At 41.9% G+C, this 26217-nt stretch carries 22 protein-coding genes and 2 tRNA genes; 3 read left to right on the forward strand and 21 right to left on the reverse strand.

Translation table 11 applies throughout. The features are described 5' to 3' along the window. Positions 1–237 precede the first annotated feature (237 nt). Together D5018_RS15960 and rpsO are read right to left on the reverse strand one after the other, a co-directional pair. Positions 238–1314, reverse strand: a complete 1077-nt coding sequence (locus D5018_RS15960) for a protein-tyrosine phosphatase family protein (RefSeq protein ID WP_121839996.1) — start codon at positions 1312–1314, stop codon at positions 238–240. A 700-nt stretch (positions 1315–2014) separates the two neighbouring features. Then, complete coding sequence (rpsO, locus tag D5018_RS15965) at positions 2015–2284, reverse strand: 30S ribosomal protein S15 (RefSeq protein WP_121839997.1); 270 nt, start codon at positions 2282–2284, stop codon at positions 2015–2017. Between the two features lie 264 nt (positions 2285–2548). Between rpsO and D5018_RS15970 the strand changes: the two genes are divergently transcribed. Beyond that, positions 2549–3724 carry a hypothetical protein gene (locus tag D5018_RS15970; protein WP_121839998.1) on the forward strand — a complete coding sequence of 392 codons (1176 nt, stop codon included), beginning with the start codon at positions 2549–2551 and terminating at the stop codon, positions 3722–3724. Positions 3725–3783: 59 nt separating this feature from the next. Here the strand turns inward: D5018_RS15970 and truB are convergent, their stop codons facing one another. The 9 genes from truB to tpiA form a co-directional block, all read right to left on the reverse strand. After that, the gene (gene truB, locus D5018_RS15975) at positions 3784–4728 is read right to left on the reverse strand and encodes a tRNA pseudouridine(55) synthase TruB (RefSeq protein WP_121839999.1); all 945 of its coding nucleotides are present in this window, start codon (positions 4726–4728) and stop codon (positions 3784–3786) included. Then, positions 4728–5126: a 30S ribosome-binding factor RbfA gene (gene rbfA / locus D5018_RS15980; RefSeq protein WP_121840000.1), complete on the reverse strand. Its 399-nt coding sequence runs from the start codon at positions 5124–5126 to the stop codon at positions 4728–4730. Before rbfA ends, truB begins: the two co-directional genes overlap by 1 nt. A 344-nt stretch (positions 5127–5470) precedes the next feature. Then, positions 5471–8146 (reverse strand): translation initiation factor IF-2, encoded by a 2676-nt coding sequence (infB, locus tag D5018_RS15985; protein WP_121840001.1) that lies wholly within the window; start codon positions 8144–8146, stop codon positions 5471–5473. A 26-nt stretch (positions 8147–8172) separates the two neighbouring features. Then, on the reverse strand, positions 8173–9678 hold the full coding sequence (nusA, locus tag D5018_RS15990) for a transcription termination factor NusA (RefSeq protein WP_121840002.1): 1506 nt from the start codon (positions 9676–9678) through the stop codon (positions 8173–8175). Between the two features lie 263 nt (positions 9679–9941). Then, entirely contained in the window at positions 9942–10397 is a 456-nt protein-coding gene (rimP, locus tag D5018_RS15995; protein WP_121840016.1) for a ribosome maturation factor RimP, read from the reverse strand. Positions 10398–10565: 168 nt separating this feature from the next. Beyond that, positions 10566–10642: transfer RNA gene (locus D5018_RS16000), tRNA-Met, on the reverse strand. A 120-nt stretch (positions 10643–10762) separates the two neighbouring features. Then, positions 10763–10848 (reverse strand) — tRNA-Leu (locus tag D5018_RS16005). Positions 10849–10858: 10 nt separating this feature from the next. Next, positions 10859–11212, reverse strand: a complete 354-nt coding sequence (gene secG, locus D5018_RS16010; RefSeq protein ID WP_121840003.1) for a preprotein translocase subunit SecG — start codon at positions 11210–11212, stop codon at positions 10859–10861. A gap of 3 nt (positions 11213–11215) precedes the next feature. Then, positions 11216–11998: a triose-phosphate isomerase gene (gene tpiA, locus D5018_RS16015; protein ID WP_121840004.1), complete on the reverse strand. Its 783-nt coding sequence runs from the start codon at positions 11996–11998 to the stop codon at positions 11216–11218. Between the two features lie 190 nt (positions 11999–12188). Between tpiA and D5018_RS16020 the strand changes: the two genes are divergently transcribed. Beyond that, entirely contained in the window at positions 12189–12731 is a 543-nt protein-coding gene (locus D5018_RS16020) for a peroxiredoxin family protein (protein WP_121840005.1), read from the forward strand. Between the two features lie 69 nt (positions 12732–12800). Here D5018_RS16020 and D5018_RS16025 read toward each other — a convergent pair whose 3' ends face one another. From D5018_RS16025 to rlmE, 4 genes are all read right to left on the reverse strand, one after another. Then, a complete protein-coding gene (locus D5018_RS16025; protein ID WP_121840006.1) occupies positions 12801–13253 on the reverse strand; it encodes a hypothetical protein in 453 nt (150 codons plus the stop codon). 150 nt (positions 13254–13403) lie between these two features. Further along, positions 13404–14231: a dihydropteroate synthase gene (folP, locus tag D5018_RS16030; protein ID WP_121840007.1), complete on the reverse strand. Its 828-nt coding sequence runs from the start codon at positions 14229–14231 to the stop codon at positions 13404–13406. A 60-nt stretch (positions 14232–14291) separates the two neighbouring features. After that, positions 14292–16262, reverse strand: a complete 1971-nt coding sequence (gene ftsH, locus D5018_RS16035; protein WP_121840008.1) for an ATP-dependent zinc metalloprotease FtsH — start codon at positions 16260–16262, stop codon at positions 14292–14294. 47 nt (positions 16263–16309) lie between these two features. Next, on the reverse strand, positions 16310–16939 hold the full coding sequence (rlmE, locus tag D5018_RS16040; protein ID WP_121840009.1) for a 23S rRNA (uridine(2552)-2'-O)-methyltransferase RlmE: 630 nt from the start codon (positions 16937–16939) through the stop codon (positions 16310–16312). 112 nt (positions 16940–17051) lie between these two features. Here rlmE and yhbY point away from each other — a divergent pair, with 112 nt between their 5' ends. Beyond that, positions 17052–17351, forward strand: a complete 300-nt coding sequence (gene yhbY, locus D5018_RS16045; protein WP_121840010.1) for a ribosome assembly RNA-binding protein YhbY — start codon at positions 17052–17054, stop codon at positions 17349–17351. Between the two features lie 70 nt (positions 17352–17421). Here the strand turns inward: yhbY and secF are convergent, their stop codons facing one another. The 6 genes from secF to D5018_RS16075 form a co-directional block, all read right to left on the reverse strand. Beyond that, positions 17422–18327 carry a protein translocase subunit SecF gene (gene secF, locus D5018_RS16050; RefSeq protein ID WP_165905086.1) on the reverse strand — a complete coding sequence of 302 codons (906 nt, stop codon included), beginning with the start codon at positions 18325–18327 and terminating at the stop codon, positions 17422–17424. A 2-nt stretch (positions 18328–18329) separates the two neighbouring features. Beyond that, entirely contained in the window at positions 18330–20141 is a 1812-nt protein-coding gene (gene secD, locus D5018_RS16055) for a protein translocase subunit SecD (protein WP_121840011.1), read from the reverse strand. Positions 20142–20239: 98 nt separating this feature from the next. Continuing rightward, the gene (locus D5018_RS16060; protein ID WP_133309314.1) at positions 20240–20659 is read right to left on the reverse strand and encodes a hypothetical protein; all 420 of its coding nucleotides are present in this window, start codon (positions 20657–20659) and stop codon (positions 20240–20242) included. 145 nt (positions 20660–20804) lie between these two features. Further along, positions 20805–21281: a transcription elongation factor GreA gene (gene greA, locus D5018_RS16065; protein ID WP_121840013.1), complete on the reverse strand. Its 477-nt coding sequence runs from the start codon at positions 21279–21281 to the stop codon at positions 20805–20807. Between the two features lie 227 nt (positions 21282–21508). Continuing rightward, complete coding sequence (locus tag D5018_RS16070) at positions 21509–24595, reverse strand: efflux RND transporter permease subunit (RefSeq protein ID WP_121840014.1); 3087 nt, start codon at positions 24593–24595, stop codon at positions 21509–21511. Then, positions 24595–25731, reverse strand: coding sequence for an efflux RND transporter periplasmic adaptor subunit (locus tag D5018_RS16075; protein ID WP_121840015.1), 1137 nt, complete (start codon positions 25729–25731; stop codon positions 24595–24597). The genes D5018_RS16070 and D5018_RS16075 overlap by 1 nt, the downstream gene beginning before the upstream one ends. Positions 25732–26217: the final 486 nt, after the last annotated feature.

The following is a 26217-nucleotide window of genomic DNA, read 5'->3' on the forward strand; positions in this document are numbered from 1 at the left end:
TGACTAAATATTTGGTCAGCATGACATACTGGGAAGATCGGTCAAATGATCATTGAGGATCAAGTAAAATGGTGACTCAACCGTTGCTATTTTAAGCAGATTGAGTCAGATGGGCTGAATAGTTACAAATTTTGATATTTTGAATTCGAGATTTATTATGTCTATGACTTAATCCCCTTAGCTCACACAGCTAAACCTCTCCGTGAGAAAGTGTTTTTAGCAAAGGAGCTCTATGCATCAACTCTCTTTAGTTAGCCAGAGCTCTATCAAGCGAACAATCAAGATGTATAATTGTTTATCTTGCAGGACGTAAGGATTTCTATCGTGCCTTAATGATAAAATGACTTGATCAAGCTCATCTATGTAATTTTTCCAAGTTAACATTTTTGATTCAAACTTATGTTTTAATATTACCCCAGCAAGTAAGCATCCCGTCCTATCAATTCCTATATCACAATGTACTACAAGTTTTTTTGTTCTCCACCCGTATACCGTATCAACTAGCTCACTTAATTCCTCAAGGGTACAGCTCTCCTCTCTTTTCCATTTAAAAAAGTGCAACCTTCGCACATCACAATTTATTTTATTTTCCGAAGAATGACCTTTTAACTGATAATGATAAAGTTTGCCTCCTGCAACCTCAGTATATTCAGTCGTTTTTTTAACACAAAAACTGCAATATTTTTTAACTAATTCCCTAGATGTTGGGTAATACATATCTCGAGTAAGAGCTCTATCTCCGAAAGTTAAGTCCACTATTAAATCAATCTCATGCTTTATTATCATCAACCAGAAGGCATGGTGAAAACCACTCGCTGGTTGAGGTCTACAACAAGCGATGATTAAGTTAAAGCCTTCTGCGGTTATTGTATTAGCACTTAACAAATCATGCAGAGTTTTATTTTTATCATTTAAAAAGCTAACTCTTGTCGTTTTCCTCGAGAGGTTAAAAACATGCGCAGCATTACCAAAGTCTAGTGTTGAGCCATAATCCTCCATATTCTTCAAGTATTCTTTTGCTGACCTAATATTTAGTGCTTTTTGACGCGTAATTAACTCTGTTTGATCAGCGCTACTATCAATTGATTGAAGGCTGAGCCTTAGCTCATCAAGTTGAAAGGAGGGACGTATATGAAGTGGAGGAGCCTGAGAAAAATCCTCAACACTTGCCTTTATTGTAATTTGCACCGTGCTTAGAGTATAACTTCTATTGCCGTGTTCCCCCTCTACCTTGTATTGTTCAGCTTTAGAAGACTCTTCTTTTTGCATAGAGGGCTTTACAATGGTGTCAACATGTATGCATGAACTTGTCATAATCAAACCTTTATGGATACAAGTCTACTTATAAGCTATCTGCTATTACTTAATGAATGCTGAACAATAAGACACAAAACCATAAAAAATCCAAAAACACTCAAAATAAACTCTTGTCGAACAAAACTATAGACTAATAACTCTAACCAGATTCGGGGCAAAAATAAGCTATAGCTGCTACTCCAAATAACCTTGAAGGCTATGATGATTCCCCTTCGAAGCTGTTGAGGGGATTATTGAATGCAAAATGCTGTAAGCCTGACATGGACGTCAGGCTAGTCTCTGGGGTACATGGTCGTTCTCGCACATCCATGTGCTTCACGACATTCAGGCGTCCTGCCTATCAGATGTACCATCAGAGACGTTAGGCATTTATTCAATAATTACCGAAACGCTTAGCTTCGTTGGGGCGGCTCAGGGGATTCAAAAGGGGAAGCAGCTGGAGGCTTCCCCTTTTGGCGGTCTGGTGTGCAGCACCACGACTTTCTAGAGTTTCGAAGAAACTCTAATAGCTTTCAACAGTTTGATATGCAATATAAAGACTTGACTAGATTTTCCTAATATATTTGCCAAATTTCAGGCATACAAAAGCACACGCTAAGTGTGCGTTGAGCGCCCGTTTTGTAGGGCGACCGAAGGGCATAAAAAAAGAGGCTTTGAAAGCCTCTTTTTTATCAAGATTAAAATCTAAAAGTCGAAATTAACGACGTAGACCTAGTTTCTTGATTAGTGCGTTGTAACGCTCAACGTCAGTCTTCTTCAGGTAAGCAGTTAGCTTACGACGAGTAGCAACCATACGTAATAGACCACGACGAGAGTGGTGATCGTGGATGTGCTGCTTGAAGTGACCTTGTAGGTGGTTGATTTGAGCAGTAAGTAGTGCTACTTGAACTTCAGTAGAACCCGTATCGTTTTCACCGCGGCCGAATTCAGCTACGATTTTTGCTTTTGCTTCTGCACTTAGTGACATGAAACTTCTCCAAAAAATAATCAATTAATAAACTTGAACCGATCACTAATCCAGTCCAAGGGTTGCGAATTCTACAGGCATTCCATGCCATAAGCAATGAATATTCAAATAAAATTATTAATAACTCAAGCTATGTAGTCGAATAACCTACAGAAAACTTTAATTAATAAAACATTAATATCAATTAATAACTTACTGTTTTAATTGACTTTACAACCTAACAACTTAGTCTATTCCAAAATTTGTACATAGAAGGTATCTACCATGGCACCACCTAGAGTTTCTAATCAACTGCCACCTTATGCTCTTAGTAGCACTCATCAATCTCAGCTACTTGATAATGCTAATATGATGAAGTTTTTAAGAGATAACCCAGCAGTGTTAAGTCGGATCCTTTCTAAAAATGTGACTGACTGGTTTACGCTTGGTTCATATTTAGGCATTGACCGTAGTGTTCTTAGAAATATAGAAGTCACGTACCAGATACAAGGTATAGATAAACAAATGCTTGAAATGGTAACTAAATTTTTAGAACTGCCACAACCAACCCTACAAAAAGTCATTAGAGCATTGAATCAGTGTAATCAATACACCTTATCTTTACAGCTCTCTCAGCTTGTGCAAAACGAATTTGAAGCGCACCAAACCCTTTTTAGTTCTGAAGCCCCCATGCAACCCCATTCAACCAATGTCGAAATGCAGCAACTCATGCAGGGGCAAATTGATGAAAAAATCAACGGATTAGAAACTGAAAATAGGGAATTGAAAGAGCAACTTCAACAAGCACAGCGGGATTATAAAACTTTACAAAATCATGCTTCAGCTCTTCAGAGACAACAAGATTCGCTTCTGCAGCGAGATGAAATAAGTGATCAAGAAATTGAAGAATTAACCGCACAACTTGCACAAGAAAAACGAGAAAAGCAACAATTGCAAACTCAACTCAAAAATACAATAGCTCAATTAAGAAGGGCAGAAAGTTTCATACAACATTCGGATTCAGAACCCGTCGATGATTCAATGGACTGTGGTTCTCCTGCTTCTACACAATCATTGCAGCCAGCAAGAACAAGAACAAGAACAAGAACACCTTACTATAAAAGCCAGCTTGATCATGGCTTAAATAAAGTTGCCGCCTATACAACGTATGAAATATTAGATGTATTAAACCCTGTTGCCAACAAGTGGCACGAAATCGGAAGTGCATTCGGTATTCCAAAAGCTGATTTGGATGGATATCAAAAAACTCACCCTTTCGATGCACCATCTAGGCTTGCCTGTGAGGTAGCAGGTAGAATGGTAGGAGGCTTTATTACTAAAACGCTTTCCGACCTTGAACAAGCGCTTAATAAACATGCAATAGATCAAGGCGATAAATATCACGAAGCTATGGAGATATTAATTAAACTAGCAAAATCGCCAAGAGCCACTAAATATTAAAATGATAAAATACCATCATAGAAGGCTTTGAGCTTAGGAACAGCTCAAAGCCTTCTATATTATGGTTGTAATACCACTAAGCGTTTTGGTTGTAGTTTACCATCTTTGCTCATCTCACCAATACCGACAAAGAACTTGTTTTCATCTTCACCCATATTGATACGGAACAGTTGATCAGGCTTTAATCCAGCGACTTGTACCGCTTGCCCACGCATTACATACTCAAGCATCGCCAGTGGCACGTTTACCTCAGGGTAACGCATAACCGCAGTATCCATTGGCAATAAAAGTTTATCGAGGGCTTCGAATTTATCTGTGCCCTCTTCTTCCGCTTTATCAGCAATGGCTTGGATTTCTTCTACGGTAACAATGCGCTCATAAGGATAATCCGCAACATGAGTTCGGCGCAGCATGATCACATGGGCACCACAACCTAACAGCTCACCTAAATCATCGGTGATGGTACGAATGTAAGTGCCTTTAGAGCAATGAATGTCTAAGGTCAATTCATCGCCTTCAAGGGAGATAAACTTAAGATCGTACACGGTAATTTTACGTGCTTCACGAGGTACCGTTTTACCTTCACGAGCGTATTTATATAATGGCTGACCTTGATACTTAAGCGCAGAAAACATCGACGGGACTTGCTCGATATCACCACGGAAGGTATCTAGCGCATCCATCAATTGCTGCTCAGTAAAATCGACAGGACGAGTCTGCACAACTTCACCGTCAGAATCACTAGTATCAGTTCGAACACCAAGTTTAGCCGTGACTAAATAACGCTTATCGGAATCCAATAAGTGTTGAGAGAACTTAGTGGCTTCGCCTAGGCAGACGGGTAACATGCCTGTTGCTAATGGATCAAGCGCACCAGTATGTCCTGCTTTTTGCGCATTGAACAAACGCTTTACACGCTGTAGCGCATGGTTCGAACTCATGCCCGTTGCTTTATCAAGTAATACAATGCCGTTAACTGCACGACCTTTTGAACGACGAGCCATTACTGCTCATCCTCAGGTCTATCGGCTTCTGCGGCTCTTTTTTTGTCTTTAGTTACGACTTCGGTGACTAGATTCGACATGCGCATACCTTCAACCAATGAGCTATCGTATTCGAATTTAAGCTCAGGCATGACTCGAAGCTTCATACGGCCTGCAATTAAGGTACGAACGTAAGGCGCAGCACCTTGTAGCGCTTCTAGCTTTTGCTTAATTTGCTCTTTATCTTCGTCAAAGAAAGTGACAAAAACACGTGCGAAGCTTAAGTCTCTTGAGACTTCTACGTCATTTACGGTGACGAAACCGACTCGTGGATCTTTCATCTCACGTTGTAATACCATCGCCAATTCTTGTTGGAGCTGTTGTCCAATACGGCGAGTACGACTGAATTCTTTAGCCATGATTATTTCCTACCGAACTTAGAAACCTATAACACTCAAGGTCGTTATTTTTACAAGGCTGCACAAGGTTTCTTATATTCAAACTGATGAACTTGCACAGGTGAAGATGAGCAATAAGCTGAATGTCCGATGCATGGATGCCGAGGCCAAGCGCCCATGGATGGGCTTGCAGCGTTTCAGCGTTTGTTTATCTTTACCTTTATTGAGATTTGTTAGCACGAATACATAGCTTTAATGGTTCACTTGGAATTAAAGCTTTTTATTCCTATCGATACAGGAAGGACAGTTTGCTTTCAAAGCTCTTAACTAAAAGGGCGGCTAATGCCGCCCTTTGTTATTCGATATTAAAGTGTTCTTTTCACTTCGACGGTTTCGAATACTTCAATTTGGTCACCGACTTTAACATCGTTGTAGTTCTTAACGCCGATACCACATTCCATGCCGTTACGAACTTCTTGTACGTCGTCTTTAAAGCGACGTAGTGACTCAAGTTCACCTTCGTAGATAACTACGTTTTCACGAAGTACACGGATTGGAGCGCTACGCTTAACGATGCCTTCAGTAACCATACAACCTGCAATTGCGCCAAGTTTAGGAGACTTAAATACATCACGTACTTCAGCAAGACCGATGATTTCTTGTTTGAATTCAGGCGCAAGCATACCGCTCATGGCTGCTTTCACTTCATCAATCAAGTTATAGATAACGCTGTAGTAACGTAGGTCAACGCTCTCTGCTTCGATAGTCTTACGCGCCTGAGCATCAGCACGAACGTTAAAGCCAACCATAATCGCGTTAGACGCTGCTGCAAGCGTTGCATCAGTTTCAGTCAATGCACCTACACCACGACCGATGATGTTCACTTTCACTTCATCAGTAGACAGCTTGGTTAGTGAGTCTGCAATCGCTTCTAGAGAACCTTGTACGTCTGCTTTTAGGATGATGTTAAGTTCAGAAACTTCACCTTCAGCCATGTTAGCAAACATGTTTTCAAGCTTCGCTTTTTGCTGACGAGCCAGCTTAACGTCACGGAACTTACCTTGACGATACAGTGCTACTTCACGTGCTTTACGCTCATCTTTAACAACAGTCGCTTCGTCACCCGCTTGAGGTACGCCAGAAAGACCTAAAATCTCAACAGGGATAGATGGACCGGCTTCAGTGATTGCTTTACCGTTCTCATCTTTCATCGCACGGATCTTACCGTACTCAAGACCGCATAGAACGATATCACCTTGCTTCAAGGTACCTTCTTGTACAAGAACTGTTGCTACTGGACCGCGACCTTTATCAAGCTTAGATTCAATCACAACACCCGCAGCCATGCCTTCGCGAACTGCCGTTAGTTCAAGAACTTCAGATTGAAGTAGGATGCCTTCAAGCAACTCATCAATACCAGTACCCGCTTTAGCCGATACGTGTACGAACATGTGCTCACCGCCCCAATCTTCTGGCACTACGCCATGTTGTGACAGTTCGTTTTTAACGCGATCTGGATCCGCTTCAGGCTTATCAATCTTGTTCACAGCAATGATTAGCGGCACTTCTGCAGCTTTTGCGTGCTGAATTGCTTCTATGGTTTGTGGCATTACACCGTCATCAGCTGCAACTACTAGCACTACGATATCCGTTGCTTTCGCACCACGAGCACGCATAGAGGTAAACGCGGCGTGACCAGGAGTATCTAAGAAAGTGATCATGCCATTGTCAGTTTCAACATGGTATGCACCGATGTGCTGAGTAATACCACCCGCTTCGCCTGAAGCAACTTTCGCACGACGAATGTAGTCAAGTAGCGAGGTTTTACCATGGTCAACGTGACCCATGATGGTTACTACTGGAGCACGAGGCTCAACCGCTTGATCTTCGCCACGGTCCGCCAGTACTTGATGCTCTAGCTCGTTTTCACGAGTCAGGATTACTTTGTGACCCATTTCTTCTGCTACTAGTTGTGCAGTTTCTTGGTCAAGTACTTGGTTGATAGTAACCATTGAGCCCATCTTCATCATTTGCTTGATGATTTCAGTAGCTTTAATCGCCATCTTCTGTGCAAGTTCTGCTACAGAAATGGTTTCACCAATCTTAACGTCACGGGTTACCGCTGCCGCTGGCTTGTTGAAGCCATGCGCCATAGATTCTGGTGCTGCCGCAGCGCCACGCTTATTATTGCGTCTGTCGTTACGATTATCACGCTTGTTACCGCCTTTCGCTTTCTTGTTGCGACGACGACCACGACGTTCTTCTTCCATATCAGACTTATCTTCAGCAGCACGAGCTACTTGAGAAGTTGTAATATGGTGATCTGATTTACTTTCCGCTTCTTTACGCTTGCGCTCTTCTTCTTCCCAACGCTTAGCATTTTCTTCAGCAAGCTTACGCGCTTTTTCAGCTGCTTGAGCCTCTTCTTCAAGTTGCTTCTTACGTGCAGCTTCTTCTTGAGCGGCTTTTAGACGCTCTTCTTCTTTTCTCGCTTCTTCAGCTTCTTTAGGATCGATCTTAGGTTCCTCAGCGGCTTTTGCTTCTGCAGCCGCTTTAGCTTTGGCTTCTTTTTCTGCTTTCGCTTTTGCGTCAGCTTCGGCTTTTGCCTTAGCTGCTTCGTCTGCTTTAGCTTTCGCTTCTGCGTCCGCTTTGGCCTTGGCTTCAGCTTCTGCTTTAGCTTGTGCTTCTGCTTCCGCTTTTGCTTTCGCTTCTTCTTCCGCTTGCTTCGCTAACTCAGCTGGATCACGTTTAACGAAAGTACGCTTTTTGCGAACTTCAACTTGAACGTCTTTTGACTTACCTGAGCTACCAGATACACTTAGCGTTGACTTTTGCTTGCGTTGAAGCGTCATGGTTTGTGGTTTTTCATCACCACCATGTTGCTTTTTCAAATGCTCCAATAACTGCGCTTTTTCTTCTTCAGTTACTTTGTCATTTTTCGATTTTTTCATACCAGCTTGTGCGAACTGTTCGATCAGACGATCAACATTGTTATCACTACGCACTTCTGCGGCTAGTTTTTCTACTGTAGTTTCTGCCATCAGTTATACTCCCCCTGTTGATCGACTTATGCTTCTTCATCGCCAAACCAACAGATGTTACGGGCAGCCATGATCAGCTCACCAGCACGTTCTTCTGTTAATTCTTCAATTTCGATCAAATCATCTACGCCTTGTTCGGCTAAATCTTCTAACGTCACTACGCCTTTACTTGCTAGAACAAAGGCTAGGTGTCTTTCTAATCCTTCTAGTGCTAGCAAGTCTTCACTTGGCTCTGCACCATCTAAGGCTTCTTCTGAGGCTAGTGCTAGAGTGGCAATCGCTGATTTAGCGCGCTCACGCAATGCCTCGACGATATCTTCGTCTAATCCATCAATTTCAAGTAATTCTGAAACTGGAACGTAGGCTATTTCTTCCAGTGAAGTAAAACCTTCTTCTGCTAATAACTGAGCAAAGTCATCATCAATATCAAGTGAATTAACGAACAAGTCGATAATCTTAGCACTTTCTGCTTGATGCTTTTCTGTCATGTCAGCAACAGTCATTACGTTCAGTTCCCAACCGGTAAGTTGAGTCGCTAAACGTACGTTTTGTCCGTTACGGCCAATGGCTTGTGCTAGGCTGCTTTCTTCAACCGCAATGTCCATTGAGTGGTTATCTTCATCAACAACGATTGAAGCAACATCTGCAGGCGCCATCGCATTGATCACGTATTGTGCAGGGTTATCATCCCATAACACTACGTCGATACGCTCACCGTTCAGCTCATCGGTTACAGCCGATACACGTGCACCACGCATACCTACACAAGCACCAATTGGGTCGATACGCTTGTCGTTAGACTTAACCGCGATTTTAGCGCGAGACCCCGGATCACGAGCCGCACTCATAATTTCAATCATTTCGTCTTGAATTTCTGGTACTTCAACACGGAATAGCTCAATGAGCATGTCCGGCTTAGTACGAGTCAAGAATAACTGTGCGCCACGAGCTTCAGGGCGAACAGAGTAAAGCAATGAACGAACACGGTCACCTGGGCGGAAGGTTTCACGGCCAATGATGTCGTCTTTAAACAATACACCATCAGCGTTGTTGCCTAAATCGATCACTACGGTGTCACGGTTGCTCTTTTTAACAAGACCAGTGATTAGTTCGCCTTCTTTATCGGCAAATTGCTCAACCACTTGTGCACGCTCAGCTTCACGTACTTTTTGTACGATAACTTGCTTAGCGGTTTGAGTGGTAATGCGATCGAATTTTATCGAGTCGATTTGCTCTTCAACGTAGTCGCCTACTTGAAGTTCAGCATCATCATACTGCGCTGCTTCCAAAGTGATTTCGCGGAATGGATTTTCCAGTAATTCACCTTCTTCAGGTTGAACGACCATCCAACGACGGAACGTATCGTATTCACCTGTTTTGCGATCAATCGCAACACGAACGTCGATATCACCTTCGTATTTTTTCTTGGTTGCTGTTGCTAGTGCAAACTCTAGCGCTTCAAAAATCTTCTCACGAGGAACCGCTTTCTCATTCGAAACCGCCTCCGCAACAAGTAGAATCTCTTTATTCATCGTCTTGCCTCGTTCACCTTGAACCTAAAAAAAGCAGTTAGATGCTCCTAGCTGAAATAACTGCCTAAATTTTTTAAACAAAGAAAAAGCATCATTTGTTCATAAAAATGAACGCTGAACGCCTATAAACTTGCCAAAATTGTCGCTAACTGCGTTTTAGATTTTGTAGTTAGAATGACTAACTACTTCAATCCAAGCCTTGCTAACAACAATTTTTTCTGCGTTTATTGACGTTTCCAACTGCTCTTTCTAGGTTGAAACCATCAAAACTTCGCTATTAAATTGCCTTTACGGATATTATCCAAAGCAATTAGCGTGTCATTGCCATCAACATCAAGCGAAAGCATTTGTCCTTCTACTTTTGTTACGGCGCCTTTCAATTTACGACTGCCATTAACTGGCATGTTCAGTAATAATTTTACTTCTTCACCAAGATATGTAGCGTATTGTTCTGCACTAAACAGCGGTCTGTCTACCCCTGGTGAAGATACCTCTAAGGTATATTCGTTGCTAATGGGATCTTCTACATCCATTACAGCACTGATCTGACGGCTGGCTTCCACGCAGTCATCAATTGATACCCCCTTGTCACTGTCGATATAAACACGAACGGTGGAATGTTTACCTGCCTGAACATAATCGATGCCCCACAAGCGATATCCCAACGCTTCAACCGGAGCAGTGAGCATGTCTGCCAGTTTGGATTCTAATCTCGCCAAAACGACCCCCAGAAAAACAAAAAAAGGGCTGAACAGCCCCATTGCACCTTTACTCTGAGTAAAGTATTTTGCAGAGTCCATATAACAAAAAACCCCGTAAGATACGAGGTCTAATACAATGAACCTGTGACACTATAATGAACGCTTACGACATTCAAAATAGGGAGCTGGTTGCGGGGGCCGGATTTGAACCGACGACCTTCGGGTTATGAGCCCGACGAGCTACCAAGCTGCTCCACCCCGCGTCAACTGCGGCAAGTATAGTGATTCTCATCTTTACTTGCAATAACTAAGTTGAATTTGTTCATGATTCCGCTTAGTTATTTACCACTGAAATTAAATATTAGTTTAATTTCAGTGAATTTTGGTGCCGAAGGCGGGACTTGAACCCGCACGTCCATAGGACACCACCCCCTCAAGATGGCGTGTCTACCAATTCCACCACTTCGGCAAATTCTTTCTTAGTCTGGAATTTTATTTTCAGACTTTTCTTCTTTTTTGGTATCAGTCTTTGCTGGTGCAGCTGGTTGTTCAGTTGCAGTCGCTGGAGCTGAAAGGTTGTTCCAAGACTCATCTTGCTTAGTGTGATTAGCACTCATGCGGCCAATAGTTAAGCTTAAGATGAAAAAGCCAATTGCCAAAATCGCTGTTCCACGAGTTAAGGCATTACCTGCACCACTTGAACCAAATAAGGTTCCTGATGCGCCAGCGCCAAAAGATGCGCCCATATCAGCACCTTTGCCCTGCTGGATCAAAATCAATCCAATTAAGGCAATAGCCACTAATAAATAAACTACTAATAATACTTCGTACATGTCTTATGAACTCATCGCTATGCTACAAAGGCTCAAAAATTCGGTAGAGTTCAAACTTGCCCCGCCAATTAACCCGCCATCAACATCAGGCTGAGAAAATAAATCTGCGGCGTTACTTGGGGTAACACTACCACCGTATAAAATTCTTATCTTTTCACCAATAAAGGGTGAAACTTCTGACAGACGACTGCGAATAAACGCATGAACTTCTTGCGCCTGCTCTGGTGTTGCACTTTTACCAGTTCCTACAGCCCATAATGGCTCGTAAGCAATAATTGCATTATCAAAAGCTAATGTGCCGTTTTTCTCGATCACTACATCTAGCTCTTCCGCAATCACTTCAAAGGTACGTCTTGCTTCACGTGCTGGACCAGATTCACCAACACACAAGATTGGAGTCAATCCAGCTTTTTGAGCAGCTGCAAACTTATCTGCAACAATCGCACTGGTTTCACCGTACATACGGCGACGTTCGGAATGACCAACAATCACATACTGACAACCGGCATCATTCAACATTTTAGCTGAAATTTCACCAGTATACGCACCAAAGTTATGCTGACTAACGTTTTGAGCGCCCATTCTAACCAAAGCACCATTTAACTGCGCTTTGTTGGCTTCAAGTTGCTGCCTTACGCTTTCAATGTAAATGCTTGGTGGACATAAAACCACTTCTGCTGAATCATTTTCTAGCTTCGCGGTAAACTTTTTGAAGAGTTCCTTGGCTAGCTCAGCGCTACCATTCATCTTCCAGTTTCCGGCGATCATAGGACGTCTCAGTGCCATTATCGTCTCCTTTAAAGCGGGCTGAATAATAACGAACACATGAATAACTTACAATACCCGCTTATAGATTTTTTATCTAGAGTTGTGGGATTGCATAGTTTTTAAACTTTATTTAAATTAAGTCATTAAACTTTATTCGTCTTTCTTCCGTAATACATTACCTTAGTGATTGGTTAAAACAGGAATTATCATGCTTAAACTTTGTTCAAAACTGATGGCTATTTTGCCAGCTCTATCTCTCATATTAATGAGTTTTTCCAGCCAAGCCACGAACTTAACAGTTGGCGATTTCGCGCCTAATTTCAAACTTCAAGCCACGAACGGTAAGTTTTATCAGTTGAGTGACTTTAAAGGCAAACAAGCTGTCGTTTTGGCTTGGTATCCAAAAGCCAACACTTACGGTTGTACCATCGAGTGTAAATCATTAACTGAAGATGGACATTTGATCCGTGAATTCAACGTTAGTTATGTGATGGCAAGCGTTGATGAACTATTGGATAATAAAAAATTTGCTGAAGAACAAAAAGCCGATTTTCCAATGCTAAGTGATCCAACTAAGCAAGCTGCGAAGGCCTATGATGTGCTTAATTGGATGGGCGTGGCAAGTCGCGTGACGTTTGTGATTGGTAAAGATGGAAAAATTTTATATGTCAATGAAAAAGTAAAACCAGCAACAGCCGCTCAAGATATTGCTAATACGTTGAAAAAACTGGGTATTGAAAAGGCTATGTAGCAATAAAATTCATACAAATAAAGGTTCCTTTAATTTGGGAACCTTTTCTTAAAATAAATTCACTTACTTTTAGCTTATATCTGATACTGCACCTTTTTTACATTCAAAAATAGCTTGGAATTCTTTTTGCCAAGCACCATCTCTGAATACTTGCTTAGTCGTATAAACTCTCGAAGTACGGTCCAACCTAATCATTAGCGCATCAATAGAACGGTGTAACTCCATATTGTCTTCATACCAATATTGAGTTCGGTTTGTTGATAAATACTCAGTATCTTCCTGCTGATTATCAGAGAGTATGGCAAATCCCTCACTTCGATAAAAACCAAGTTGATCTACGGTACTTGGATCATCCATTTGTTGGTACTTTGTCGTTGTTTTACAATCGTGTAAATCAACTAACCAGCCATTCATATTTGTAGGTAGAAATTCAGAGATTGATTTTGTTTCAGTCGCCAACGCTTGAGTTACTACGAGTAAGCACGACCCCAAAATTAAAGTCTTAACTTTTAAACTGCACATATTCACCTCAAAGATACTTCTGGAATTTAAGGATTAAACAGGGAGTTTAATAGAGCGCCTTTGAACTGGGTAATACAAAATGCAAATATAATATGCCCGCACTCATAGTCCCGACTAGTGACTGCAATCAGTGCGGAGGTGTAATTGGTATTATTCTTGGCAAACATCAACAACAGTCAACACATCTACTGTTTCTGCCACATCATGCACACGAATGATATGTGCGCCTTTCTGCGCTGAAATCATAGCACCAGCTAAGCTGCCAGCTAAGCGCTCTTCAACGTCTCTATTAAGTAAATGCTTAAACATACTTTTTCTAGATAAGCCAATCAAAACAGGTAAATCAAAACGATGAAACGCTTTTTGATTCTTGAGAATAGTAAGATTGTGTTCCAGTGTTTTACCAAAGCCAAACCCCGGGTCAAGTATGATATGCTCGCGTTTTATTCCTGCATCAATACAAGCCTTAATTCTCTGCTCAAAAAACACGGCTATATCTTCAATCACATCTTGATATTTTGGCGCTGTTTGCATGGTTCTTGGGGTGCCTTGCATATGCATTAAGCAAACGGGAACATTAAGACTAGCCGCAACTTCTAATGCGCCAGGCTCTTGCAAAGCACGAACGTCGTTAATCAAGTGTGCACCAGCTTCAACAGCTTGTTTCATCACTTCTGGCTTACTGGTGTCGATTGATATCCACACGTCTTTTTTACTGACATGCTCAATTACAGGGATCACACGCGCTAACTCTTCTTCTAAAGAAACATCTGGAGCACCGGGACGAGTAGACTCACCACCAATATCGATAATTTGGGCACCGTGCGCGATCATTTCATCCGCGTGCTGACATGCCGTTTCATAGGTATTGAACTGACCACCATCAGAAAAAGAATCTGGCGTGGCATTGAGAATGCCCATTATGATTGGCTTGGATAACTCTAGGCTTTTATTTTTGCTTTTTAATACATAAGTCATAATTGCTTCCACAGACAGCAAAAAGCCCCTATTCAGGGGCTTTTTCAACATCAATAAACTTTACTTAGCAGGATTACCTTCAGCGTCATCTACTTTAGGGTCTTCCTTACTCTCAGCATCCACATCCACTTTTTCTTCTTTAGTCTCTGCTTCAACTTTCGATCCTGAGTCATCGCCTTTGTCAGCATCTGAGCTGTCTTCTTGCCAATCTTCAGGAGGACGGACTTCACGACGGTTCATCAAATCATCAATTTGCTCAGCACCAATGGTTTCGTACTTCATCAATGCATCTTTCATTGCATGAAGAATGTCTTCATTGTCTTTAAGCAATTGTTCTGCACGATCGTAGTTACCATCAATAATGACTTTCACTTCAGAATCAATGATGGCCTGAGTTTCATCAGACATATGGCTTGATTTCGCCATGCTACGTCCTAAGAATACTTCACCTTCTTCTTCCGCGTACAATAGCGGACCAAGTTTTTCAGAGAAGCCCCATTGAGTCACCATGTTACGAGCAATTTGAGTCGCATACTTAATGTCTTGTGAAGCACCTGTTGATACCTTTTCGGCACCGTAAATCATTTCTTCCGCTAGACGACCACCGTAAGCTACAGAGATTTGACTCTCAAGCTTCTGACGGCTTTGACTAATGGCATCGGCTTCTGGTAGGAAGAAGGTCACACCCAATGCACGACCGCGAGGAATGATAGTCACCTTATGAACAGGGTCGTGATCCGGCACTAAACAGCCCACAATCGCGTGACCCGCTTCGTGGTATGCCGTCATTTCTTTTTCTTCTTCCGACATCACCATAGAGCGACGTTCTGCGCCCATCATGATCTTGTCTTTGGCTTTTTCAAACTCATCCATACCAACGGTACGTTTGTTTGAACGAGCAGCAAATAAAGCGGCTTCGTTAACAAGGTTTGCTAAGTCTGCGCCAGAGAAACCCGGTGTACCACGAGCAATGATGCTGGCTTTAATATTGTCAGCCAATGGTACTTTACGCATGTGAACTTTAAGGATTTGCTCACGGCCTTTCACGTCAGGCAAGCCCACAACCACTTGACGGTCAAAACGACCTGGACGCAATAATGCTTGGTCTAATACGTCAGGGCGGTTAGTTGCAGCAATAACAATAATACCTTCGTTACCTTCAAAGCCATCCATTTCAACCAGCATTTGGTTCAAGGTTTGCTCACGCTCATCGTGACCACCACCAAGACCTGCACCACGTTGACGGCCTACAGCATCTATTTCGTCGATAAAGATGATACAAGGCGCTGACTTTTTCGCTTGTTCAAACATATCACGAACACGCGAGGCACCCACACCCACGAACATTTCAACAAAATCAGAACCAGATATTGTGAAGAATGGTACTTTGGATTCGCCCGCAATAGCTTTAGCTAAAAGGGTTTTACCAGTACCAGGAGGGCCTACCATCAATACACCAGTAGGAATACGACCACCCAACTTTTGGAATTTGGTTGGATCTTTAAGGTAATCCACCAACTCAGTCACTTCTTCTTTGGCTTCGTCACAACCCGCTACGTCAGCAAACGTAGTATTGATTTGGTCTTCACTCATGAGCTTGGCTTTGCTCTTACCAAATGACATGGCGCCTTTACCGCCACCACCTTGCATTTGGCGCATAAAGAAGATCCAAACACCAATCAGCAGGATCATTGGGAACCAAGAAATAAAGATTTGAGTGAGGAAACTGGTTTGTTCGGCTTGTTCACCCTTAATTTTTACGCCTTTCGCAATCAGATCATTGATAAGATCTTTGTCGTACATTGGCATAATTGTGGTGAATTTCTCACCTGAGCGAGTCTGACCGGTAATGGTTCTCTGATCACTTTTAATTTCAACTTCTGGAATGTTGCGTTTCTCAACATTTTGTACAAATGTCGTATAGTCCATCTTCTGACTCGAAGAAGAAGAAGGAGAATATCCCTGAAATATGGTCATCAGCACCACGGCAATGACGACCCAGAGAATTAAATTTTTAGCCATATCACTCAAGTTATTCGACCTCAAAGGTGATTTTTTAAAATTTAACGATTAGGTTACTACAACTTGTAACCCGTCGCCACTATATAGACCTCACGAGAGCGTGCTCGTGATGAATCAGGTTTGCGGGTTTTCACCACTTTAAATGCTTGCCTTACGGCTTTCATGTATTCATCAAAGCCTTCGCCTTGGAATACTTTAACAGCAAAGCTGCCGTTTGGGGCTAAAACTTGATGGCACATATCTAATGCTAGCTCAACTAAATACATTGCACGAGGCTGGTCTACCACTCCAGCACCACTCATGTTTGGTGCCATATCGGAGAGTACAACATCTACTTTATCACTGCCAACACGATTTAATAGTGCATCTAATACTGCATCCTCACGGAAATCACCTTGCAGAAAATCCACTCCAACGATGGGATCCATTGGTAAAATATCACAAGCAATTACTTTTCCTGATTCACCAGTCAATTTCACCGCGACTTGAGACCAACCACCGGGTGCCGCACCTAAATCTACGACAGTCATGCCCTTTTTGATCAAATTATCTTTGTTCTGCAGCTCTTCTAATTTGAATGCGGCTCGTGAGCGCAAGCCTCTTTTTTGCGCCTCTTTGACATAGTGATCATCAAAATGTTCTTGCATCCACCTTGTGGAACTTGCGCTTCTTTTTTTCGCTGTCATCAATAAACCACAACAAATAGGTATAATATGAATGGTATATAAGGGTAGAATAACGGGTTTTCAATAGAAATTTTGTAACTTTGGTTGTCTAACCAAAAAAGAAGTAGGTTATATGAACTTAACTACCAAACAAAAACAGCACCTTAAAGGCTTAGCTCATGACTTGAAGCCTGTTGTACTTCTTGGTGCTAATGGTTTAACTGAAGGTGTGTTAGCCGAAATCGACAATGCGCTTGAGCATCACGAATTGATTAAGGTAAAAGTGCCATCAACGGATCGTGAAATGAAAGCAGCCGTGATTGGCGCAATCGTTCGTGAAACAAACGCTGTAAAACTACAGCAAATCGGTCACATCGTTGTGCTTTTCCGTCAATCAGAAGAAAAGAAAGTCGCAATACCTAAAGCGCGTTAATTTATCGCTTTAATCATTTATAAAAAGCCGCTCGATATTTAGCGGCTTTTTTATGGCAAAAATACATCAGCTAGGGATGATCAGAAATAATTTTTGGTTTGTAATGCTCTGGTTTTAATCCTAAATATTCTGGTAAAGACGTCCCTACCGAAATTGAAGACCAAGTACCTGTTAGCACTCCGATAAACATAGCTATTGAAAACCCTCTAAGCGCGTCGCCACCCATGATCCACAATGCCACAATCGTCATCAATGTTGTGCCAGATGTCACCATGGTTCTTGAGAATGTTGCCCCTACAGCGTCATTGTTTAACTGGGTGATATTGCCCTTGGGTTTGGCAACTAAGAGTTCTCTGATCCTATCGGCAATAATGATGGAGTCATTTAATGAATAACCCAAAATCGCCAAAATTGCCGCTAATACCGTCAGGTTAAACTCCATTTGGCTGAAAGCAAAAAATGCCAACACAAATACCACATCATGAGCGAGTGCAAACAATGCTCCTGACGCTAAGCGCCATTCAAATCGGAAACTGAGATAACCAAGAATACACAATACAGAAATAAGTAATGCTAAGCCTCCTTGGTTAGCTAATTCTGCACCAACTTGTGGACCAACAATACTGGTATTAAGTACATCGACCTCTTTGCTGATAGGTGTTAAGACCTGCTTCAAATCTGGATGGTCTTTAGCATTAGCAGGTACATCACTGTATCGCAGTACCCAACGCCCCGGTTCACTCGCAGAGATGACTTCTACCTTTTGATGGTACGCTTTATTCAATACTGGGTGCATTTGATCAGGGGTAACATTCTTATCAATTTGAACTTCAGATACTACGCCACCGGTAAAGTCTAAGCCCCAGTTAAGGCCATTCATTGCAATAACAGTTATCGAAGCTATCATCGCAACCACGGAAATCACGCTGGTCATGTAGCGTAAACGTGTCGCGTGCTTTTTAATAAATTCTCTCATCTTTACACCCTCACTTCGCGACTAGTATTACGTCCATATACCAAATTGATTATGGCTCTTGAGGCAAAAATGCCTGTATACATACTGGTGATCAAACCTAAGCCTAAGGTCAATGCGAACCCTTGTATGGGGCCATTACCTATGGCGTATAGCACCACTGCTGTGATTAACGTTGTGAAGTTGGCATCAAAGATAGTCGAAAATGCACTGTCAAAGCCTGTATCTATAGCACCTGCAAAGCTGCGACCCTCTTTCATCTTATCTCTGATCCGTTCAAAGATAAGCACGTTAGTATCAACAGCCATACCGACAGTAAGCACTAACCCTGCGATACCAGGGAGCGTCAATACAGCCCCAGGCAATAGTGAGATCAAGCCAAATAAGATGATCATATTGCAGATAAGTGCAATGTTGGCGACCCAGCCCAGGCGACGATACCAGAGAGCCATGAATACCAAGGTAACCCCAAGGCCAAGTGCTAAGGCCTTTATACCATTATCGATATTTTCTGCGCCTAAGCTTGGACCTATCGTTCGCTCTTCCACTATAGTGACTGGAGCAGTCATAGAGCCAGCTCTCAATAACAGAGCTAACTGTTGGGCTTCTTGCATCGTGCCGACACCAGTGATCTCAAAGCGAGAACCAAGCTGGCTCTGGATGGTAGCAATACTGATAATGTGGGTATTCTTTTTGGCTTTACCATTATCACCGCGACTATATTCACTAAAAGACGTCGCCATTGGTTTGCCAATATTGTCACGAGAAAAATGTGACATTAAGGTACCACCCGCACCATCCAGAGTGATATTCACTTTCGCCAATCCCATTTTGCTTACGGCGGCTCTAGCATCAACAATGTGGTCACCACCAAGAACTGGTCGACGCGCGACATATACAGGACGGCCATTCTGATTTGGGATCATCTGCGCATTAACATCACCTTGCTCTTTCACGCCATAGAAAGCCAAACTTGCTGTCGCACCGATGACTTTTTTAGCAGATGCAGGATCTTGCACACCTGGTAATTCAATACGAATGCGGTGATCGCCCTGACGTTGCACAAGTGCCTCGGTGATCCCTAACTGCTCAATACGGCTTCGCATAATTTGTAGGTTTTGCTGCACCGTCATATTACGTAAATTCACTTTCTCTTTATCTTTCAAAAATAAACGAACCCCACCATCGGTACTTGCCACCTGCCATGTAGGTTCTGTTGTTGAGATAAATTTACGTATTGCCGTAAGTGCCTCATCTGATGAGCTCAGAGCTTTGACTTGCTCACCCTGACCTTGATGAAAGCTAACTCCACGAACATGCTTTTCTCTCAAGGCTTGGCGCAACTCATCGATAATTTGCGCACCGTGAGCGTGATACACAACATCTACATCTACATCGAGTAAGAATTGCACTCCGCCACGTAGATCTAAGCCTAGCTTTATTGGTGAAAACCCGGATTCCAGCAACCATTTCGGTGCAGCTGGTGATAATGCTAAGGTAACGGCTTCAGGGTGTTTTAAATGTTTGGCTAATAAGTCTTTCGCATCGGTTTGCTGCTGTTGGCTTTTTAATACCACAACACGTCCTTTGGCATTGTCGTCTATACGTTTAGGGATGATGCCTGCGTCTTTTAAAATTTGCTGGGTTTGCTGTAATGACATTTCATCTACCGCTTTTTTGCCCAACTGCACTGCGCCATCTTCGCCATACCATGACGGGATAGAGCTCAATAGCATCACCAATACTGATGCAATAAAAACGATATACTTCCAGCGCGCTGTATAATTCAGCGTCTTACCTGTTCGAGCATTTCTCATGTTTACTCTCTTTCAATTGTGTATGTCGATCACCGACTCATTGAGGCGACCGCTCAATTAATAATAGTTAAATTATGAAAATTTCTAGAAAGAGAGACTCAGGCTTGCTGAATAAAACGATAAATAAGATTGGACTCTTTCCAACTGTTTAAGCGTGTTGGATGAGCTTGATGTGTTAAAAGCCAGTCAAGTTGCTGATTGAATTGAGATTGATAGCCTTTACTAAGAAGAGGCGCAGGTGGCAAATCCACTTCCGATAACAATTGGTATTCAGGGTGAATATTATCGTGACTAAATTGAACTAATGAAAGATAACGAAGCGAGTTTGTATAGATAAATTGCGTAGGATTACTGTCATGAAGCAGTTGTTCCAACTCAATCTGGTGAACTTTCACCATTGAAGTAGGTAGATGAGATTGAGCACTAGCACTTTTAGGATAAAATTGGTTGATTTCATGTGAAGAAGGAGAAACTACAGAAGTATTTTCTCCAATTCCATGACTCGAAATCTGACTCAACTGCACTGCTCCAATAACAACAAAAAGTGTCATTAGACAAATAAATACAGTGGATTTTATGGATTGAGTCAAATTCAAATACGCCCCCTTAGGAGCTCGTAATTTAATCGATTTTCAGCATAAAATGCAAATATATCTAATGAATTTAGATATATTGCACTTCTACGATTTCGTAATCTGTTAGGCCACCAGGGGTATTAATTCCCACTTCATCGCCTTCCATTTTGCCAATTAAGCCACGTGCAATAGGTGAATTCACCGAAATCAGGTTCTCTTTAATGTTGGCTTCATCATCACCAACGATTCGATACGTTACTTCTTCGTCAGTATCAAGATTTAAAATGGTTACTGTAGTACCGAAGATGATTTTTCCGGTGTTTTCCATTTTAGTCACATCGATGATTTGAGCGTTTGACAGCTTACCTTCAATATCACGAACTCGTGCTTCACAAATACCTTGTTCTTCACGCGCCGCATGATATTCAGCATTCTCTTTAAGATCACCCAACTCTCTTGCTTCAGCAATGGCTTCTGAAATTTGTGGACGGCGCTCAAACTTAAGGTGGTCTAATTCCTTGCGAAGTTGTTCTGCACCGACAACCGTCATTGGAACCTTATTCATAATGATTCTCTCTCCTTAAAGCAAAAGAAGCCCGTGCTGAACTTGGTCTGCACAGGGGAAAGTTAATGTCATAGAAAAAGCGGGAGAAAATAGGTTTAAACCATACCGCCCCATAAGTGAGATGTAACAATCCTGCTCTTTCGTACTAATGTTCAGTAAATTTCTGAACGTCTTGATTTATATTATAGCAGCTTACCCCAAGCAGGAGTATTGTTGCCAGCCTAATCTTATTTTCGACTATGATTCCGTAAGCTAGCCAACGCATCTTCTGCTCGCAGCTGCGCCATCGCCACATAAGCCACAGGAACAACGAATAGCGAAAACAAAGTACCAGCAATCAATCCGCCCACTAGCACTAATCCAATATTGGCAAGCCCTAATGAGCCTGGTCCTGTTGCCAATGCCAGTGGAATCGCACTTAAAATCATGGTTAATGATGTCATCAAAATCGGACGTAACCTTGACTGCGCACTCAAAATTGCCGCATCAAGTGCTTTAACACCTTTATCTTGCTGCTTGTTGGCAAACTCAACTAATAAAATTCCGTGTTTAGTCACTAATCCAACTAGAGTTAGCAAACCTATTTGCGAATATATGTTGAGGCTTTGACCGAATATATACAGAGTCAGTAAAGCACCTACCAAGCATAACGGCACTGTCAGCAGGATAATTAAGGGATCTACAAAGCTTTCAAATTGCGCCGCTAAGATTAAGTAAATGAACACTAATGCCAAGAAAAATAACGAAGCAGTACCTCGTTGAGAATCCATTAACTCTTTAATTACTCCGTTGTATACAAAGTCTTGAGATGAGGTTAACTGCTTTGGCACATTCTCATCGATGTAATCTTTAATTTGGCTGGTTGAGTATCCCGGAGCAATATCTGCGGTAATTTGTGCGCTGTCCATACCTCCAAAGGTTTTAATACTCGACTCTGCGGTAGCCTCTTTAATGGTCACAAACTGAGACAATGGCAAAGATTGCCCAGAAGCAGAAGTGACATAGAGTTTATTTAGGACATTGAAGTCACCCAAATCCTTTTGGTTCACCTGCACTAGAATCGAATAGGTCTGATCATCTTTGGCGTGTAAGTCAGCCGCTTTTACCGACCCTAAAAATACTGAAAGAGCATTGGTTACGTCAGAATAACTGACACCAGAAAGTGTAATGGCATTTGGATCGATACTGAGATCATACCTGAGCTGATCCCTCACCAATGAGTTATTAACATTTGCCAGTCCAGGGTAGTTTTTCAAAAGTTGCGTCACCTTTTTAGCCGATTGGCTTAAGGCCTCTTTTCCTCGCCGCAGGGCAGTAATTTCGAGTACAACATTTTTACTAATATTTAAATTGTCAGCATTATAAATGCTAAACGAAACCCCATAAGCCGAAACGGTCTTTTTCGCTTTTTCCATTAAATCACTGATCACATCATTGATGTCTTGCTTTCGTTCATCCCACGGCTTAAGCAGAATAAAGTTTGTAAGCTGGCTTTCAATGAATGATAAATTAGTACGAACCGCAGGCTCTCCTTTCGATAAATCGTTAATTTGGTTTATATGTTCTAAATGATAGCTACGTCCTACTCCAACAGGCGCTTTCGATACCAATTGAATAAAACCAGAGTCCTCTTGAGGTAGTAATATCTTCGGTAACTGCCAGTACGCAATGCTTGCCAAAACAACCAATATCGCACCGATACCAAATAAGTGCCCTTTTTTAGTCAAAGAGCGCTTTAATAACCGAGTATAAGTATCATTTAACTCATGTAGAAATCGATTTACTCTTCTAAACCAGACAGCATAATCAGATGCGGGCTTCAATAAATACGCACTCATCATAGGCGATAGCGTCAATGCAACCATACCCGAAATGATCACTGCAGCGGCTAGAGTAAACGAAAATTGCTTAAACAAATCTACGGTTAAGCCCGACATTAACCCTATTGGCAGGTATACGGCAGCCAAAGTTAATGTCATTGAAATAACTGGGAAAATAATTTCTTTACAGCCTTTGAGGGCGGCATCAAAAGGGGCATCCCCTTGCTCAATATGTCGATAGCAGTTTTCAACCACAACAATGGCATCATCCACCACCAGACCGATGGCTAAAATAATCGCTAAGATGGTTAACACATTGATGCTAAAGCCAAGGTATGACATCACGGCAAACACACCAATAACACAGACTGGAATAGTAATAATGGGGACTGAGGCCGCTCGCAAGCTTCCTAAAAAAATCAGGACCACGATAGAGACAAGCACAATCGCTTCCATTAATGCAGAAAAGCCCTCATGAATTGAAGCGTTAATAAAGTCGGCTTGATTGTACACCAGCTGCATTTGAATGCTTTGTGGTAAGCGCTTTTGCATGCGCTCGATTTCTTTGACGATTAATGCCGATACTTGAACCGGATTGGCATTCCTTAGCGGTCGAACTTGAATCGCTAACCCTGGCTTTTCATCAATGGATAACTGCGATGGGTTTAAGCTTCTTTCTCCCATTTCTACATCGGCAACATCCGACATACGAATAATGCGATTGTTATCATCTTGCCTGATAACTAATTGTTTAACATCGTCAACGGACTGAACTTGAGTAACAGGGTTTAAAGAAAAGTTTCGTGCTTTACCCACAATAGACCCTGCTGTAAAGCTTGAATTATAAGCATCAAGCACTGTTACCACATCAGCAGTACTGACTTTTAATTCTTTCATTTGATCGGGGTTAAGCCAAACTCTTACAGCTCTGTGTGAACCACCATAAGGCCCCCAAACGGCTCCAACACCATTAATATGTTTAAACTGGGGGACTAATTGCTGCACGATATAATCGTACATTTGTTGTTGAGTCATTCCGCCAGTATTTACAAAGGTAATGATATTGCTACTGCTGGAACCTCCGGCCGAAATGTCATCCGTCACCGTCGGCTTGTTCACCATAGCACTGGGGAAGTCATCAATCGCTTCGATGCTGGAACGTAATTTATTCATCAAATTAGTGTATTCGATGTCATTCGTATCATCGGTAAATTTGATATTTAACGAGCAACTTCCAATATTACAATTGGTCGTCATAGTTTCGACTTTATCTAGTCCACCTACGGCAGCAATTAATTTATCAGCAACATTGCTAGACATAAAATCGGCACTGGCACCAGGAACAGATGCGCTTACTGAAGCTGTATGTTTGGTATGCTCTGGAAAGTATTGAATTTCGAGTTTTTGGAAAGCGATGATCCCAAATAGCACTGCCATAATACTTAATATTGAAGCAAATATTGGATGACGAATACAGACTTCTGGCAATTGCATCAGTGAGATACTCCATTATCAGTATGAGGTGCGTCAGAAGAGGTTTTATCTGGTTTATCTTGCTTAGGTTCTAGAATATGAATTGTCGAACTAGAAGTAAGATTTTGCATGCCTGTTTTCACTACCAACTCATCTTGCTTTAAACCTTGAGTAACGGCTACATAACCGTTGTTGGTATTTTTTCCTAGTTGTACATCACGCTTTTGAACTCGATTTTTTGTAACCACCCACACATAACGTTCTTCATTATTGGCTTGCACTGAGTTTTGTGGCACTAGTAGCTGAGTTTCACGATGACCAAAGTAATGCTTAATTTTGGCAAACATTCCTGGAGCTAAGGCATAGTCAGGGTTATCCAATTTTGCTCTAATGGTTACTCGACCCGAATTAGGATCAATGGCTGGTGCTACATAGCTGACCTGACCATAAAAGGTGCGATCTTTATACGCATCAACGGTAACACTGACACGTTGACCTTTGTTCGCTTTACCAAAGTCTTTTTGGCTAACGGCGTAATCAACCTCAACTGGAGTTAATTGATACAAGGTAACTAAAGCCGTGTCTGCAGCAATGTGACTACCTACGGATTGGGTAAAACTGGTTAACTGACCATCGAAAGGCGCGATGATTTGATAATCTTTCATCGCTGCGAGTTTTTGTTGGTAATCCGCTTTAGCTAAATCTAATTTTTCTTTAACTTCATCAACATTTTGTTTTGATAACGCGTAAGGTTCACGTTGCAGTAAGTCATTAACCCTATCAACATTAGTTTGAGCCAATGCTAAGGTACTTTTGGACTTGTCTAGGTCAGCTTTCGCTTCGGTGTTATCGAGCTGAGCGATCAAATCACCTTTTCGGACTTTATCGCCGTTATTAAAATAAATCTTGGTGATTTTATTAGCCGCAGTGAAACTTAAGTCTGAGGAAGCAACAGCTCGCAGCTTGCCAACTTCTTGAACAAGATCATAAAAATACCCTTGCTTTACAGGCTCGACCGTAACCGCAACGGGCTGAGGTGTCTGTTGTTTTTTGTCCTTAGCAAAACTGGATAATGGTGAAAGCAAAAATAGAATACAAGCACCTAGCGATGCCATAAATACCCATTTTTTAGAAAAATTGGGAAGTGCAATCCCCATGTGTTCAACTCCTCTGACAAACCAAAGGTTTAAGTGGGAGCATTGAGAATGTGTAATGATTTATGATCACTGATACGATTCAAATATATAACATTCATTAAAAAAGCGAGCCTATTTTGGCTCACCTTTCCCACTCAAAACTACAGAAACCAAACATTAAGCTATGCCAATGTAGAATTAGCCTGTTACTTAGACTGATTCAAGCGCTAATTGGTTCAAACTTAAGTTAAATTCAATCTTATTAATGAATAAGCTGACCTATGTAGCTAGTATGATACTTAATTGGAGTTTTTGCAGAAAAAAATCGAGTAGGAGGGAGCCTCACGGCTCCCGTCCTCTCACACCGTACAAGCGATGTTGCATACGGCGGTTCCAATTATACTGCTAACTTCTTGTACCCTTCTAACAACGAGTACAGTCCCATCTCTTTAAACCTCTGATTTGGTAAAGCTTGATTCAGTTGTGGCGTTTTCGAGAGTTTCCACC

It is taken from the genome of Parashewanella curva, from assembly GCF_003675895.1.
GTDB lineage: Bacteria > Pseudomonadota > Gammaproteobacteria > Enterobacterales > Shewanellaceae > Parashewanella > Parashewanella curva.

What these genes read in the sequence shown, in the direction of transcription:
- folP (WP_121840007.1), bottom strand. Translation starts at nt 14,231, where the DNA reads ATGACTTATGTATTAAAAAGCAAAAATAAAAGCCTAGAGTTATCCAAG.
- infB (WP_121840001.1), bottom strand. Translation starts at nt 8,146, where the DNA reads ATGGCAGAAACTACAGTAGAAAAACTAGCCGCAGAAGTGCGTAGTGAT.
- secF (WP_165905086.1), bottom strand. Translation starts at nt 18,327, where the DNA reads ATGAGAGAATTTATTAAAAAGCACGCGACACGTTTACGCTACATGACC.
- secG (WP_121840003.1), bottom strand. Translation starts at nt 11,212, where the DNA reads ATGTACGAAGTATTATTAGTAGTTTATTTATTAGTGGCTATTGCCTTA.
- rlmE (WP_121840009.1), bottom strand. Translation starts at nt 16,939, where the DNA reads ATGACAGCGAAAAAAAGAAGCGCAAGTTCCACAAGGTGGATGCAAGAA.
- rpsO (WP_121839997.1), bottom strand. Translation starts at nt 2,284, where the DNA reads ATGTCACTAAGTGCAGAAGCAAAAGCAAAAATCGTAGCTGAATTCGGC.
- greA (WP_121840013.1), bottom strand. Translation starts at nt 21,281, where the DNA reads ATGAATAAGGTTCCAATGACGGTTGTCGGTGCAGAACAACTTCGCAAG.
- D5018_RS15960 (WP_121839996.1), bottom strand. Translation starts at nt 1,314, where the DNA reads ATGACAAGTTCATGCATACATGTTGACACCATTGTAAAGCCCTCTATG.
- secD (WP_121840011.1), bottom strand. Translation starts at nt 20,141, where the DNA reads ATGAGAAATGCTCGAACAGGTAAGACGCTGAATTATACAGCGCGCTGG.
- D5018_RS16025 (WP_121840006.1), bottom strand. Translation starts at nt 13,253, where the DNA reads ATGTGCAGTTTAAAAGTTAAGACTTTAATTTTGGGGTCGTGCTTACTC.
- D5018_RS16070 (WP_121840014.1), bottom strand. Translation starts at nt 24,595, where the DNA reads ATGCAATTGCCAGAAGTCTGTATTCGTCATCCAATATTTGCTTCAATA.
- nusA (WP_121840002.1), bottom strand. Translation starts at nt 9,678, where the DNA reads ATGAATAAAGAGATTCTACTTGTTGCGGAGGCGGTTTCGAATGAGAAA.
- yhbY (WP_121840010.1), top strand. Translation starts at nt 17,052, where the DNA reads ATGAACTTAACTACCAAACAAAAACAGCACCTTAAAGGCTTAGCTCAT.
- tpiA (WP_121840004.1), bottom strand. Translation starts at nt 11,998, where the DNA reads ATGGCACTGAGACGTCCTATGATCGCCGGAAACTGGAAGATGAATGGT.
- truB (WP_121839999.1), bottom strand. Translation starts at nt 4,728, where the DNA reads ATGGCTCGTCGTTCAAAAGGTCGTGCAGTTAACGGCATTGTATTACTT.
- D5018_RS15970 (WP_121839998.1), top strand. Translation starts at nt 2,549, where the DNA reads ATGGCACCACCTAGAGTTTCTAATCAACTGCCACCTTATGCTCTTAGT.
- rbfA (WP_121840000.1), bottom strand. Translation starts at nt 5,126, where the DNA reads ATGGCTAAAGAATTCAGTCGTACTCGCCGTATTGGACAACAGCTCCAA.
- D5018_RS16020 (WP_121840005.1), top strand. Translation starts at nt 12,189, where the DNA reads ATGCTTAAACTTTGTTCAAAACTGATGGCTATTTTGCCAGCTCTATCT.
- D5018_RS16075 (WP_121840015.1), bottom strand. Translation starts at nt 25,731, where the DNA reads ATGGGGATTGCACTTCCCAATTTTTCTAAAAAATGGGTATTTATGGCA.